This window comes from Pseudanabaena sp. Chao 1811 (genome assembly GCF_027942295.1).
Taxonomy (GTDB): Bacteria; Cyanobacteriota; Cyanobacteriia; order Pseudanabaenales; family Pseudanabaenaceae; genus Pseudanabaena.
Map to the genome: position 1 here is coordinate 4680649 of NZ_CP101416.1, position 15266 is coordinate 4695914.

Here is a 15266-nt window from a genome sequence, read left to right on the forward strand (position 1 = left end):
ATTAACTAATCTGATTAAATTTGTATTAAAGCCATTGGTATATACTCCAACCAAGTATCATTGCTGCCCAGACAATTACTACTAATCCATATTTAGATTGGTTTTTAGTTAGCCCTAATTTTGACATTCTCTGGTTAGCAAACCCTAACAAAAAAACTATGCTAATGGCTATTGTCCAAGATAAAAGTAACCATAGAGCAGTAGTTGGTCCATCAGTTTGTATAAGTTTAGAGGGCTTTGCCCATATAAATACACTAGCCCAAAACCATACAGATAGCCAAGCGATCGCCAAACTAATTGAAGAGCTGCCTGTTTGTACTAACCTCAGTGTAACTAGATAGTTGCCTAGCCAAATCAACTGGTTCGCGTTATAGGCAGCAAGGAGAACCCCCCCAGATAGACATCCTAAGAATAAAATAATTAAATAAATAATTGCATCATAAGCTATAGGTTTCATCTTCATAGTTTCAAAATACAAAGCAAAAAATATCTGCTTGAAATAGGAGCTTATAGAATCTTAAAACATAAAATATACATATCTCTTTAATCTAAGCATAAACACAGATAAGTAGCTGGACACAATTAAATATAAACCCTAAAAGCTGTGGCGCAAGCTGCGCGTGCGCCACAGCTTTTGGTTCTATTTTTTCTTATAGAAATCCTCAATGAACGTGAGTTCGGTATAAGTCAGTTGCACTGTACTTCTCACAGTGCAATGGCAAGAAAAAGCAAGAATCGGTAATCGATTCTTGCTTTTTTCCACTTATAAAACTACGGATAGTATACCCAAAGAGAGTTGTGGCAATTTGTAACAGAATTCTCTTTAATTTTCTAAATTGCTTTATCTATCTCAAGATTTGTTCATCTGTTGAAAAATCGATGTCAGCTTGATGACGATTTGATGGGAGATAGTCCTGCTCGAAGGAAGTTTTTAAGCCAGATAATAGATCGTAATTGGGCTGCCAGTTGAGATCTTGGGTTGCCTTGGTGACGGAGGCAAAGAAATGTTGGAGACGGAAAGGAAATGCTTTCTTTTTGCCAAAGTCAAAATCCTTAGGATTGTAATAGACAAAATTCAATGAGCTAGGATCTTTGCCTGCGGCGATCGCACATTGTTTGGCAAGTCCGATAAAGGTAACATAGCGCGTATCGGAAATATTGTAAATTTCGCCGATCGCTTTTTGATTGCCTAGGACTGCTGCCATAGCACTAGCAAGATCTGCAACATGACCAAGCTGGGTAATAAACTTGCCATTGCCGGGGATCGGAATCGGGAGATCGCGCACAATGCGATCAAAGAACCAAGCTTCTACATCGTTGTAGTTTCTGGGGCCATAAATGTAAGTGGGGCGAATGGAAGTATAGGGAAAGCCAGATTCGGCACGGACTTGTTGCAAATATGATTCTGTATCGAGCTTGCCCTTGTGACGACTCTTGGGATCAACGGCATCGGTTTCGTGGTAGGGCAGGATGTCACTATCAAGATAGACACCTGCCGAACTCATATAGACAAAATGCTGGAGGCGATCGCGAAAAATTTCGACGAGGGGCTGGGTATCGCTAAGTTCACGCCCATTGTTATCAAAAATTGCCTCGAAGGATTCGCCACTAAGTTTGTCGCGTAGTTGTTGGGGATCAGTGCGATCGCCAATAATTGTGCGGAGTCCTGCAACGGGTGAAGGCTTTTTACCACGGTTAAAGAGGGTTACTTCATGTCCTTGATCAACCAACAATTTGACCAGTGACACACCAATAAATCTTGTGCCACCCATTACTAAAATTTTCATTTTTGAATTAATTTAATTAGTTTTCTTGAAATTTACTAAATTCAGAATATAGCGTTTTGTGCTGTAGATTCTGCTAAGTCCATCTGCTTAATGAACTCTAAGAAGCGGATTCGTCCACTTCGCGGGCAAATTTTAATTGTGACTGCCTAGTAGGCTGTTGGAATTAAATGTAGGATGGGTTAGCGATCGCGTAACCCATCATCTTTAACTAATGGATGCGTTACGTTGCACTAACGCATCCTACAAATAATTAAGCCTAGCGACTTACTTATGGGGATAGTATTAAATAGCGATGCGTTAGATCTCTATTTTTAGATAAGCACTAGGAATTATGCGGCGACAGATAGGAATTTTTCTAATTGGGATGTTGAGCTTTTTTATTGCTACCGCAACAAGCGCCCAAAACTTTATCCCACCCACACAACTACATCTCACCTATCCGCCGTTACAACATACCACCACCGACGATCGCCTATTTTTTATTGGTACTGCCCCCAAGGATGGTCAGGTCAGTATTAACGGCAAGGTGATATCACGGAGTAACGCAGGGCATTTCGCCCCAAGTTTGCCGCTTCGGATTGGTGAAAATATTTTTCAGCTCAAGTACACCAATCCTACGGGCGATCGCAATAGTGACAAGGAAATCACAGTGAAGGTTGTGCGGGAATCAAGAATTACCTTACCGCCCAAGGACATAGGCTTTATCGGAAATTCTCTATTCCCTGCTGTCAATATTGCGCGACAGCCCAATGAAAGAATTTGCTTTGATGCGATCGCCACACCTAATGCCCAAGTTGTCGCTAGAATTGGCGATCGCGAAATTCCTCTCTTACCTCGCCGCCGTAATATTCAACTACCCCCGAATTCATCGGTACTAACAGGGAATAACGCAGCTAGTGCCGAATCGCCTTCAGGTTATTTCCGTGGCTGCGCTACCTTTGAAACGCCTAGCCAACTTGGTCAGCCTGAATATGAAATGCGCCTAGGCGATCGCATTGTTAAACAAAAAGCGCAAGGCTCCGTCGAAATTCTCTCGCCGAAAAAACTCCAGATTGCCGAAATTACGGCAACTGCGGATGCCAGAACTGGTGCAAGTACTGACTTTTCGCGCCTTACTCCCTTACCCCAAGGCGTTAAAGCTCTAGTCACAGGCAAACAGGGGGAATGGCTGCGGCTCGATTATGGTGGCTGGGTGAGAGAACGCTTTGTGAAAGTATTTGATACTGACACACAGCCGCGATCGCTAGTGCGCGGAATTAGTACAAGGATAGCGATCGATAAATACGATCCGCAGAATATTTGGACAGAGATCGTTGTTCCCCTGGAATGCAACGTCCCGATTTCTGTCAGTCAAGGCGATCGCACCTTTACATTGACTCTATATAACGTCACGTCTCAAACTGACACTATTTCCATTGTCCCCGAATCCATCATCAATAAATTGGAATGGTTGCAGTCTGATCCTGATAAAGTCACCTATACAATTGGCCTCAAACCAAAACAGCAATGGGGTTATAAGGTTCGTTATCAAGGTACAAATCTGATTGTTTCTCTCAAGCATCCACCAGTTCTCTCTACTGCAAATAAAGAACCTCAACCTCTCAATGGCATGAAAATCCTCTTAGATGCAGGACATGGTGGTAATGAAGACTTAGGCTCACGAGGTCCAACGGGATATCCTGAAAAGGATGTCACCCTGATTGTTTCCAAACTCCTGCAAGAGGAATTGCAAAATCGTGGGGCGAAGGTAGTAATGACTCGTACCGATGATATTGATCTAGATTTAGCCCCCAGAGTTGCCAAAATCGAACAGGAGGAACCAACGGTCTCCATCAGCCTGCATTACAATGCCTTGCCCGATAATGGTGATGCGATTAATACATCAGGAATTGGGGCTTTTTGGTACAATCCACAGTCTCAGGACTTCGCTAAGTTTATCCATAACTATGTTTCCCAAAAGCTGCATCGCCGTGAATATGGCGTTTACTGGAATAACTTAGCATTAGTTCGTTCTACGGTTACACCAGCAGTACTTCTAGAATTAGGTTTTATGATCAATCCCGATGAATTTGAATGGATTATCGATCCGCAGCAGCAAAAGTTGCTTGCCAAAACCCTTGCTGATGGTATTACCGAATGGATGCTGAATGCTGCTAACTAATCCTGATGACTTCTGGTCTATCTTCCATTTTGGTGATCTGATCAATGCATATATTCCTTTGCTTCTATGGACAGGGGTTGGTTTATTAATTTCCCGATTCGCGCCAATCAATACTTCTAAATTTCTTGGAGTTGGTCTCTATTGGATAGGAGTCCCATTACAACTATTTGTCCTTGCTAGACATACGCAGTTTTCGGATACACCCTACATTCCCTATGTGGCGATCGCCGCTTTAGTGCTTAGTTGGCTACTAGCCCTCATCGGTTGGCAATTTGCCAAGCAGGAACATAGCGATCGCTCTAGTTTGGGCAGCTTCATTTTGGCGACGATGCTTGGTAATACGGGCTTTGTGGGCTTGACGCTGACTAATTCCCTTGCGAGTTCTAGCTATGCCGATTGGGCGGTTTTGTATAGCATTGCTAGTAATGTGGCGGGAAATTATGGGATTGCCGTATTTATTGCTAGCTATTTTGGGAAGAGCGAGGTCAAGCCACCTTGGTGGAAATTGTTGCTCGATGTAGCCACGGTTCCAAGTCTATGGGCTTTTGCGATCGGCTGGTATACTCGCCCCATTGGTTTACCCGCAGCGATCGAGTCGGGGCTAGATGCTGGAGTATGGGTGACGATCGCCTTTGCATTGTCTCTCGTCGGTTTACGCCTTGGCAAAATCGAGAAATGGGAAAGCCTCAAACCTGCGGCGATCGCCGCTTTTTTGCGAGTGGCGATCGTGCCTTTAGCGATCGGTTTAGGCTCGACTGCTTTTGGCTTAAGACATGATCCGCGTTTAATCCTCACCCTGATGTCAGGAACCCCTACAGGGCTATCGGTATTAATTCTGGCGGAAGTCTATAACCTTGATCGCGATTTGCTAATTAGCACGATCGCCTTCTCCTTCATTGGTTTATTTTTAATGCTACCGATTTGGATCATCTTTTTTGGTTAATTGGCGATCGCTACAAAACAAGCTCTGCCCCTAGATTTGGCTGCATATAGTCCTTGATCGGCTATTTGAATGAGATCATTGACAGTGGTTTCATATTGAGGAATACAAGCACAAATACCCGCGCTGACTGTCACATAGGGACTAGCCTGTGAGTAGGCGTGAGGAATCTTTAAATCAGCGATCGCCTTGAGAGTAATTCCCACAAGTTTTTCGGCATCAGTCAAATTGGCTTCGGGTAGTAACAGTACAAATTCTTCGCCCCCATACCTTGCTGCCATATCAGTTTTGCGCTTAGCCATGTTGTTAATCGTATGGGCAACCACTTGAAGACAATGATCGCCCGCCAGATGCCCATAATGATCGTTATAGCTTTTGAAATAATCGACATCAAACAGAATCAATGCAAGGGAATGCTTATGGCGATAGGCGCGTCCTAATTCTCTATCGATCGCAATATTGAAGGCTCGACGATTAGGGATTTCGGTTAAGCTGTCGATATAGGATAGTGTTTCTAATTGTTGATTCAACTCCAAAATTTCTGCTTGGGCAAGTCGCAGTGCTTGTAACTGCTCATAGGATCTAGACGCTAACCACACAGCGATCGCAATTACAATTGAGAAGATTCCTCCAAAAATCAAAATACCTTCAGCAACAAAATTGGAAGTGGTAATCCCATATCTGGTCATCACATACAACTGCGAAGAATAAAGTGCTTGCCAAAGACAAATCGTAATCGTAAAACCTAAAACAATGAGACTCAGGGGTAAAAATAGAATTGGCAATTTTTGCTTAATCTGCAAACTTAAATAGCGAGCTTCGAGCATCAGCATCAGCCCAGTCGCCATAAAGCCAACGGAAGTATGGAGCGCCATCTTTGTGAGTTTTCCCCACCCATAGGCTGTTTCCACATGGGACAAATATCCCAAAAAAGCAACACTACCTAACCCCATTGTTAAGGCTCCCAATACACTCCCAACCAAATATTGGTTGAGGTTAATATTTTTGACTGACATGACTAAGAGCGAAATGCCACTGAGCAGGAATGCCAGAGCAGTATTAGGAGCCATACGTCCGGGTTGTGAAGTGTCAGTGACGATGTAATGTTCCATAAACAATTCATCAATATAGAAATTCACTCCTAAAATTTGTTGGGTTAGGGTTAAACCACCCAGCAATACCAACAATATCCCGATATACAGGGATACTTTCCTATATTGATTATTTAGTCCCATGAGTGCAAGACTAGCACCAATAAAACCCAACGATGTATTAAATTGCATGGGTACAAATCGGGGATTGAGCTGAATTAATTGATGTGAGCCTGTATACCAACCAAACATCACCGTTAATCCCAGTACCAGTAAAAGACCTGCACCGAAATTGACACAAAATCTCAAGGAAATATATTTACGCATCGTTGGTGATGATTTAGTAAATAGAGCGATCAGTCCGCTCATTTTTAATTGTTTTTCAAATAGAAAAGACGTGCATAGCGCGTCTTTTCTATTTGCTTCTATTTTGTTTTGCTGGCAAGGCGATGTTGAATCTCTAGATAAACAAGTAAGGCATTAACATCCGCAGGGTTTACACCACCAATGCGACTTGCTTGTCCAATCGTCATGGGTCGAATTTTACTGAGCTTTTCTCTTGATTCTTTAGAAAGAGTCTCGATCGCATTGTAATCAATATCTGGTGGCAGCTTGCGATCGCTATGTTTGGCAACTTCCTCAATCTGATGCTCTTGACGCTGGATATAGCCGACATACTTTACTTCAATTTCGGCGGCAAGACGTTCAAAGCGATTCAAATTGTCATCGGCTAAGCCATAGTGAATTAACTCCGCATAGTTAAACTTAGGACGACGCAATAGGTCAGAGAGGGTAATTGCCCCACGAATTACTTCACCAGTCTCAGCAGTAATCCTTTGACCGAGTTCATCCTTTTCCTTGACGCGAGTTTCATTGAGACGTTGCACTTCCGCATGGACACGCTCTTGCTTGTCACAGAACATTTGCCAACGGCGATCATCGACTAGTCCGATTTCACGACCGATGGGTGTCAGGCGGCGATCGGCATTGTCTGATCGCAAAATCAAGCGATATTCAGAACGGCTCGTCAACATCCGATAGGGTTCGCGCAATTCCTTTGTACATAGATCGTCGATGAGCGTACCGATATAGCTACTGGCGCGAGGCAATACCACCATCTCTTTCCCTTTCGCATAGAGAGCAGCATTCATCCCTGCAATGAGTCCTTGTGCGGCAGCTTCTTCATAACCCGTAGTTCCATTAATCTGACCCGCACAAAATAGCCCTTCAATCAATTTGGTCATCAAAGTGGGATAACACTGTGTCGCAGGAATATAGTCATATTCCACCGCATAGGCTGCACGGAGCATCTGACAATTCTCTAATCCGGGGAGAGTCCGCAACATTTGCAGTTGAATATTTTCAGGCATTCCCGTGGAGAATCCTTGAATATACAGCTCAGGAATAGTCCTCCCTTCGGGTTCGATAAAAATCTGATGGCTCTCTTTATCCGCAAAACGGACAATCTTATCTTCGATGCTGGGACAGTAGCGGGGGCCCTTAGCATCGATGAAACCTCCATACACAGGCGTAAGATGCAGATTTTCGCGAATGATGCGATGGGTTTCCGCAGTGGTGCGCGTTAAATAGCAGTTCATCTGCTCCCGTTCCACCCATGCCGAAGGATCAAAACTAAACCAGTTCTGTTCTTCATCCGATGGCTGAACTTCCATTTTGCTATAGTCTACACTGCGGCGATCGACTCGCGCAGGTGTTCCCGTTTTTAAGCGATCGGTGACAAAGCCCAAGGCATTCAGGGTTTCAGTAAGTCCTGTGACTGCAAATTCGCCTGCCCGGCCTGCGGACATAGAGCGATTTCCCACCCAGATCTTGCCATTGAGAAATGTACCTGTCGTTAAAATGACTGCTTTACAGCCATAGCCGACACCAAATTGAGTTTCAACACCATAAATCCCTTGATTGGCATCTAATAAAACATTAATGACCGTTCCCTCACGCACCGAGAGATTTGGTTCATTTTCTACCACCTGCTTCATTTCGGCGGCATATTCGCGCTTATCGGTCTGCGCTCGCAAAGCCCATACTGCGGGACCCCGCGAACTATTGAGAATTCTTTTTTGTAAATAGGTGCGATCGGTGATTTTGCCAATTTCGCCACCGAGGGCATCGACTTCATGGACGAGTTGTGATTTAGCAGGGCCCCCAACGGCGGGATTACAGGGTTGCCATGCAATGCGATCGAGGTTGAGGGTGAGGAGTAAAGTCTTGCATCCCATTCTCGCTGAAGCAAGGGCAGCTTCACAACCTGCATGACCTGCACCAACGACGACGACTTCAAATTCGTCTAGAAACTGGACTTGATTAGCTAAATTAATCGAATTCTTTATCTCGCTCATTGCCTGACAGACCTGACCAACAAAACATTATTCTAGCCTAAAACCCCTAAATATACGATGAAGCACCGTGCTTTGCACAGTGCTTCATAGGGTTGTGCTATCCGTTACGTGGTTAGCACAAGAGCTATCTACATCAAAGCTACATACGACCACGCAACATTTGCGCCATTTCGTTGGGCTTCGGCGAGTTCTCTACGGCAGTTTCTTCCGTAATGCGTCCATCCTCATAGAGCTTATAGAGAGACTGGTTCATATTGACCATTCCCTCATAGGTACATTTAGGAATGATTGCCTCAATCTCGTCTACTTCACCACGTTTGATATAGTCACGCACCGCATCGGTATTGATCATGATTTCATGAACAGCTGCACGCTTGCCATCGGTAGTTCGTACCAGCGACTGAGCAATAACACCCACCAAGGATTCCGCCACCTGAATTCGCATTGGTCCCTGTTGTTCAGGTTCATAGAGATTCAGAATCCGCTCAATGGTTTTAACTGCGCTATTAGTGTGCAGCGTTCCGAATACTAAGTGACCAGTTTGTGCAGCTTTCAGTGCTGTGTTCACAGTTTCTTTGTCGCGCATTTCCCCAATCAGAATGATATCGGGATCTTCACGCAAAGCTGCCTTGAGTGCATTATCGAACTTGAGAGTATGAATACCTACTTCCCGTTGTTTGATCAGCGCTTTTTTACTTTGGTGGACAAATTCAATGGGGTCTTCGATGGAAATTAAGTGCTTCTGCATTTCCGTATTGATGAAGTCCACCATTGCCGCTAGGGTCGTAGACTTCCCTGAACCAGTAGGACCTGTGACAAGGATCAAACCCTTATGGGTGTAACAAAGTTCACGGAATACCTCAGGTAAACCAAGTTGATCGATGGACAGAATCTTGAGGGGGATCAGTCGCAAAACCATTGCAGATCCCCGTAACGAATCAAAGACATTAATCCGACAACGGGCAAAGTCGTACTGGGTTGCACCATCAAATTCTAAGGTGTCGCGAAATTGCTGGATTTGTTTATCATCCATAATTTCGGTCAGCCATGTATCAAAGGTTTGCTTGTCGGGAACGGGATATTGCTCCTGTGTCACCATCAAGCCACGACTCCGAAAACGTACTGGTTCATTTACACCAGCATGAATATCGGAGCATCCTTGCTCATAAGCATCCTTGACAATTTGAGCAAGGGTGGGTTGCCCTGAACTACGCTGTAAAATCGCTGGTACACCTAGATTTGGTAGGTTGGGAGGTGGACCTGGCCGAATTGGAGGGCGGGGGTTAGGAGGAGGGGGAACGCTTGTAATCTGGGTATCTGTGGGGATTGCCATTTGGGCTTGGCGTGCTGCTGCTGCCACCTGAGCTTGCTTTGCTTGTAGTTGAGCCTGTTGTAGTTGAGCTTGCTGTGCAGCCTGCTGTTGAGCGGGATTTGGAACTGCACGCACTTGACCAGCAGCTCCTTGAGCAGTGGGAGCAACACGCTGCTGAGCTGCGGGATTAGGAGGTATTTGAGGATTGTTGGGAGGAGCGACACGCTGCTGGGCGGGTGGTGGTGCGGCGGGATTACGTGGCTGTTGTGGTACACCACCCCCAGAGGAAGGTGGCGGTACGGGAGGCATCCCAGATTGCGTCATAGTTGAACCTCGTTCTTAAACATTTTGGTTAGGCAGCAGGCTTAGTAATGAGAGTTTTGCTAGTCAAATTGTGCGATTTGACCTAAAAATAACCAATCCTGTTACCTCATAGGCTAAAAATATATTAGCTGTTGTAAATACTATCCTCAAATAATTAATGAATATTCTTAGTGCCCTGCGATCAAAACCGAGCGCAGAAAGCAAAAAAGCTTCTAAGCAAGCAGCCCCTAAGCAAACTAAAGGTATTGAAATCAAGTCGCAACGTGAGTTGGACTATATGCGTGAATCATCTCGCATTGTCGCTACGGTACTTAAGGAGATTTCCCAAATCATTGCCCCCGGTATGACGACGATGGATCTCGATGCTTATGCCGAGAAACGTATTCGGGAAATGGGTGCTGTCCCTAGTTTTAAAGGATATTGCGGTTTTCCTGCCAGCATTTGCTCTAGTATCAATCACGAAGTCGTTCATGGTATTCCTAACGCCAAAAAGGTAATTAAGCTAGGTGATCTGGTCAAGATCGATACTGGTGCTTTTAAAAATGGGTTTCATGGAGATTCTTGCATCACGGTGGGTGTAGGCACAATTAGCGAAAAGGCAGCTAAGTTGATGCGCGTAGCTGAGGAAGCACTATATAAGGGTATTGAGCAGGTCAAACCCGGTAACTGTATGCTCGATTTGGCTGGGGCGATCGAGGATCATGTCAAGGCTAATGGTTTTGCGATCGTTGAAGACTTTACGGGACATGGTGTTGGTCGGAATCTCCATGAAGAGCCATCGGTATTTAATTTCCGTACCCATCAATTGCCTAATGTGCGTTTTCGTCCGGGGATGACCTTAGCGATCGAGCCAATTTTGAATGCGGGAACCAAACGAGTCAGGATTTTGGCTGATAAGTGGACGGCTGTAACGGTGGACAATCAGCTTTCGGCTCAGTTTGAACATACGGTTTTGGTGACTGAGACTGGCTATGAAATTTTTACCGATCGCAACAAAATCTAAACCATTTCCAAGGCGCTGCAACGCAGCGTTTTGGGATTAGTAAAACTCAAGATTATGCAGAATATTTTTTTAGCAGGTTCGAGTCGCGGCGTTGGGCGAGAAGTTGCCAAGCTTTTGCTGGAAAATGAACCACCATCGGTAAATTTAACTGTCCTTTTACGCAATCCGACCTATGCGGTGGAGCTAGAAGCTCTAGGGGCAAAGGTTGTCTTTGGTGATGCGCTCAATGCTGCGGAACTAGAAGCGGCGATCGCGAAAGCAGGAGATGTCGATATCGTGATTACGACGATGGGTGGTCTGCCTAGCGATCGCGGCGAAAGAGCAGATTGTGAAGGCAATAAAAATCTGATCGATCTAGCTGTGAAGGCAGGAGTTCAGAAATTTATTCTCGTTTCTTCGATTGGTAGTGGCAATAGTGTGGTTGCCTTAGCGCCGCAGGTTTTAGCAACCTTAGGGGCAATTCTCAAGGAAAAGGAAAAGGCGGAGCAGCATCTCGTGGCAAGTGGCTTGACCTACACGATTATTCGTCCAGGAGGGCTAAAATCGGAGCCAGCGACGGGTAATGCTGTGCTTACGGAAGATCCTACGATATCGGGGATTATTCACCGTGCGGATGTTGCTAAGCTGGTCTGCAAATGTGTAAATTCAGAGAAAACGAATCATAAAGTTTTTTCAGCGATCGATCGCAATATGCTCTTTAAGCCAGTAGAGTTTGAGACGTTCAATTTTTAAGCTAATAGAGTGAGCTTGCTCGCTTTGTTAAAAATACAGTGAGGCAGCCATGCAGGAATATATTGTCCAAGCTGGAGACACACTTTCTAATATAGCTAGGCGATTTTTGGGCACAAATGGAGATTGGCGCGAGATTGCAAGGATTAATAACATTACGAATCCTGCAAGTTTGCAAATTGGTCAGCGCTTACTGATTCCTAATCCTGCTACACCACCGATCGCCCAAAATCCTGAAGTGGCGATGGTGCGAAATACCTTGCAGGGAGTTTATCCGCACAATAAGATTGCGATTTCCTTTACGACGGTAGGCAGTGATCTGATCGCAAATTTGCTCAATACTGGTCAGCAGGAGCGATTTGCCAAAACTAAGGATCTGGGACTGTATCGGTTCGGCATTTTTAAGCTGCGTGATTTCATTATCTATGGCTCTGGGTTGCTGCAACAGTTGCAAATGAGTCCCTCAGAAATCAATGTGATGTTGGTAACGTCTGCTAATGAAGGAAGTCTCGATGCCATTAATACTTGGGACAATCAATATTTGAGTTTTGGTATCTTTCAATGGACATTAGGCTCCGCAGGACAAGCTGGTGAGTTACCTGCTTTGTTGAGTAATTTAAAAAGACGGTATCCTACGGAGTTTCAGTATTATTTTGGACAGTTTGGCGTAGATACCATATCAATGGATGGCGTGACGGGTTGGCTTTCCCTCAATGGCAAACAACTTGTTAACGCTGCGGATAAAAACATTATGCGTCAACCGATTTGGGCATTACGTTTTGCGATCGCAGGTATGGATGCGTTAGTGCAGTCAGTCCAAGTTCTCCATGCAATTTCTCGACTCGATCAGTTCTATTTTCGACCCTCCCAGACGTTGCAGGGATTTGCGCTTTCGCAGTTACTCACCTCCGAGTTTGCCGCTGCTCTGTTACTTGATCACCATGTCAATCGCCCTAGTCATGTGATTGGTTGTGTGGCGGATGCGATCGCGCGATCGGGGTTAACGGCTGCTCAGATTGCTCAAGGTTCTGGCGATAATGAGGCTTTAATCATTCAAAATTATTTGATTTTGCGTGAAACCTATGGTGGAGCAAATGCGATGACCAAATCACGGGAACGTGCTGAGTCAATTAGAAAGGCGATCTCCACTGGCAATCTCTCACCGCAAAGGTTTTCGTTCCGTTCTAATCGCCAAGTAAGAGTTTAAGCTCTTAGCCTACAATTTATTGCAAAGCTAAACTTCTCAAACACACTTTTACATTGGATTAACTCGCTCTACGCGATCGGCGATCAGACTGCTTAGGAAATTTTAGCCTAACGACTCAAATCAGCGACTCAGCACCAACGGCTCTCAATTGTCCGCTGCATTTGAATTGTTGGGCATACGATCACAAGGTAGATACAGCTATTGCTGCTTAGATATACTGTTGATACGAAGTGCCATTGCGGCAGCCATCATGATAACAAGTGTTGTATGGTAACAAGCAAGAAACTTACGCCGCTGTGGTGAGTCTTTGTCAGTGTATAAGAAAGTTCCTGCTCCATCTGGCCCAGTAACAGAGCCATCTTCACATTGATTTTCAAGCACAGCAACCAATGGATGTTCAAAAGAGCTGCAAAAGCCGCTACCAACACAGCTCCAAATCATAGCGAGTTCCCCTGCAACATCATTGTTGCAATCAGAAATAAAGACATTAGTCCAATACGGAATCCATATTCTTAAATAGGAGATAATACGCTGACTTCGAAGCGGACGAAACCCAAAATCCGATAGATAAAAAACTTCATGGGTGATTGCGTATGCAACTTCTGCAGATACAACCCATGGTTCTGGACATGCTTCGACGTAGAGACTAGCACGCCAAGTAGTTGGTCGTTTAGACAAACCAAGCTGCCACAAATTGTAATAGAGCGCAAGATGGGACCAAGGTTGCAGTGGCAACACTTTTGCCATGTCAGATTGAGATAACATTTTGAGGACGGCATGCAACCTCTTCGAGCGGTATCCGAGTTTGTACAAAGATGCATAGAACGCACAGCAGGGAAGAAAGTCGTTTCTTGCCAGTAGAAGGTGAGTTAAGTACTGACCATGATCGCACTCCTGCCACATCCATTTAGCTATCTCATCGAGTATAGGCAGTTGAACTCCACATCGCTTGAGGAGCCAAACGGTAAGTGCCAGCTCTGAAATTGGTTTTATTCGTGTAATATCTTGCTCGGAAGATACTACCTGTCGTCCACGATTGATCGAAAACTCCTGCAATTGGCTGCTAACCCATGCCAACCCAAGCAACAAACTCCTTTTTAGGAACGAATCAAACACTAGGGAATCGTTCATTTCACTTGAAGCACTGTTCTCTCCCATTCCAAATCTATGCACCTTGAAAGCTTCGATAGAGTTTCCAAAACAATTTTAGTTTGGCGGAGTAGTTGCGCTGCCGAACTAGTCCAAGAACCTGATCTCATAAATTTTGAAAGGACAAACTGCCAGCGCAAAATATCAACAGATGATAGCGTTTTTGCTGCATCAGATAGCGCATACATACATTCAACAGCACCGCATGTAAACTCGAACCCACATAGGTTAAGGCGCGAAGCAAGAAATGAGCCAAGCTCTGTGGGAAAAACTTCGATCTGCATGCCATGTTCCTCTGTAACAAGCAGCAACTCAAAGTACTGAATACAACTAGACGGTGCAACTAAGCTAATATCACAATCAATAACTTTGGCTTGCCCAATTCGCCTAGCCAGAATCATTGAATCAATTTCTATCTCAAGCTTCCGAAGTTCGGAGTTAGACGACAGGAGTTGCTTGGACGACAGGAGTTGCTTAAAAATTCTTTTTGAAGGATCTTTCCTGCTTGATCCTATACATCTGCGGGTAACCATAGGCATCTTCTAGGATGGTAAATTATTCAACCTAGCTGGCAATGCCTCCAGCTTTACACAGTGCAAGCAGAAATCACATACAGTTGCGACGAGTTCTCCTCGTGTGCCTAGCCGAACACCAAGCTCTCGAATGCTTTCAAACTCATCAGTGGTTAAATATTGACTCGCAGGACCATTCATACCTCTCTCTTGACTGTGGCGATGCTCCTCATCCGTAACGACCAAAACTGGATTTTGACTAAAAAGCTTTAGAACAGTTCTTCGCTGTTCCTCAGTCATCGGTACTCTATCTAGATCAAAGTTAATGAAAACACTATCTTCGTTACCAAGAGCGACATAGTGAGAAACCTTGGAACGAAGAGCAGACCGAAGCTGAACTTTTTCAGACATATTGTCATTCATGGGAAACCTCACTTAGATATAACCATTTATCTGAAATCATACTCACCTAACGAAACCTGGTCAGATCAGTTAACAGAAATTGATGTTACGCCCTCTACGTTAAGAAAGTATGCCTAACTATGTATTAGACGGAAAATTTCTGTCTAATCTGACTATAGGGGATATAGGCTGAAAGTCAAATTTCTGTCTATATCCCCTATAAGGGACGTTATGCAGAAAAATTCTGTCTATTTACCTTATAAGGGATGTTATACAGAAAAATTCTGCCTAA

General features: G+C 44.5%; 13 protein-coding genes. 5 read left to right on the forward strand and 8 right to left on the reverse strand.

Annotated elements, in window-relative coordinates:
• Nucleotides 1–25: 25 nt before the first annotated feature.
• Both NMG48_RS21350 and NMG48_RS21355 read right to left on the reverse strand, forming a co-directional pair.
• Nucleotides 26–457: a hypothetical protein gene (locus NMG48_RS21350; RefSeq protein WP_271253399.1), complete on the reverse strand. Its 432-nt coding sequence runs from the start codon at nucleotides 455–457 to the stop codon at nucleotides 26–28.
• Between the two features lie 388 nt (nucleotides 458–845).
• On the reverse strand, nucleotides 846–1787 hold the full coding sequence (locus NMG48_RS21355; protein WP_271253400.1) for an NAD-dependent epimerase/dehydratase family protein: 942 nt from the start codon (nucleotides 1785–1787) through the stop codon (nucleotides 846–848).
• A 331-nt stretch (nucleotides 1788–2118) separates the two neighbouring features.
• Here NMG48_RS21355 and NMG48_RS21360 point away from each other — a divergent pair, with 331 nt between their 5' ends.
• Together NMG48_RS21360 and NMG48_RS21365 are read left to right on the forward strand one after the other, a co-directional pair.
• Entirely contained in the window at nucleotides 2119–3948 is a 1830-nt protein-coding gene (locus tag NMG48_RS21360) for an N-acetylmuramoyl-L-alanine amidase (RefSeq protein ID WP_271253401.1), read from the forward strand.
• A complete protein-coding gene (locus NMG48_RS21365) occupies nucleotides 3935–4891 on the forward strand; it encodes an AEC family transporter (RefSeq protein ID WP_271253402.1) in 957 nt (318 codons plus the stop codon). Before NMG48_RS21360 ends, NMG48_RS21365 begins: the two co-directional genes overlap by 14 nt.
• Here NMG48_RS21365 and NMG48_RS21370 read toward each other — a convergent pair.
• From NMG48_RS21370 to NMG48_RS21380, 3 genes are all read right to left on the reverse strand, one after another.
• Entirely contained in the window at nucleotides 4888–6348 is a 1461-nt protein-coding gene (locus NMG48_RS21370) for a GGDEF domain-containing protein (protein WP_271253403.1), read from the reverse strand. The two genes, NMG48_RS21365 and NMG48_RS21370, sit on opposite strands and share 4 nt — an antisense overlap.
• Nucleotides 6349–6404: 56 nt before the next feature.
• On the reverse strand, nucleotides 6405–8336 hold the full coding sequence (mnmG, locus tag NMG48_RS21375; RefSeq protein WP_271253404.1) for a tRNA uridine-5-carboxymethylaminomethyl(34) synthesis enzyme MnmG: 1932 nt from the start codon (nucleotides 8334–8336) through the stop codon (nucleotides 6405–6407).
• 139 nt (nucleotides 8337–8475) lie between these two features.
• Nucleotides 8476–9972 (reverse strand): type IV pilus twitching motility protein PilT, encoded by a 1497-nt coding sequence (locus NMG48_RS21380; protein ID WP_271253405.1) that lies wholly within the window; start codon nucleotides 9970–9972, stop codon nucleotides 8476–8478.
• A 157-nt stretch (nucleotides 9973–10129) separates the two neighbouring features.
• Between NMG48_RS21380 and map the strand changes: the two genes are divergently transcribed.
• The 3 genes from map to NMG48_RS21395 are packed head-to-tail and all read left to right on the forward strand — an operon-like array spanning nucleotide 10130 to nucleotide 12911.
• Entirely contained in the window at nucleotides 10130–10975 is an 846-nt protein-coding gene (map, locus tag NMG48_RS21385) for a type I methionyl aminopeptidase (RefSeq protein WP_271253406.1), read from the forward strand.
• Nucleotides 10976–11029: 54 nt separating this feature from the next.
• Nucleotides 11030–11707: an SDR family oxidoreductase gene (locus NMG48_RS21390; protein ID WP_271253407.1), complete on the forward strand. Its 678-nt coding sequence runs from the start codon at nucleotides 11030–11032 to the stop codon at nucleotides 11705–11707.
• Nucleotides 11708–11756: 49 nt separating this feature from the next.
• Nucleotides 11757–12911, forward strand: a complete 1155-nt coding sequence (locus NMG48_RS21395) for a LysM peptidoglycan-binding domain-containing protein (protein WP_271253408.1) — start codon at nucleotides 11757–11759, stop codon at nucleotides 12909–12911.
• Between the two features lie 198 nt (nucleotides 12912–13109).
• Here the strand turns inward: NMG48_RS21395 and NMG48_RS21400 are convergent, their stop codons facing one another.
• The 3 genes from NMG48_RS21400 to NMG48_RS21410 are packed head-to-tail and all read right to left on the reverse strand — an operon-like array spanning nucleotide 13110 to nucleotide 15007.
• Entirely contained in the window at nucleotides 13110–14042 is a 933-nt protein-coding gene (locus NMG48_RS21400; RefSeq protein ID WP_271253409.1) for a DUF6895 family protein, read from the reverse strand.
• Nucleotides 14039–14593 carry a hypothetical protein gene (locus NMG48_RS21405; RefSeq protein WP_271253410.1) on the reverse strand — a complete coding sequence of 185 codons (555 nt, stop codon included), beginning with the start codon at nucleotides 14591–14593 and terminating at the stop codon, nucleotides 14039–14041. The genes NMG48_RS21400 and NMG48_RS21405 overlap by 4 nt, the downstream gene beginning before the upstream one ends.
• 9 nt (nucleotides 14594–14602) lie before the next feature.
• Nucleotides 14603–15007 (reverse strand): hypothetical protein, encoded by a 405-nt coding sequence (locus tag NMG48_RS21410; protein WP_271253411.1) that lies wholly within the window; start codon nucleotides 15005–15007, stop codon nucleotides 14603–14605.
• Between the last annotated feature and the right edge of the window lie 259 nt (nucleotides 15008–15266).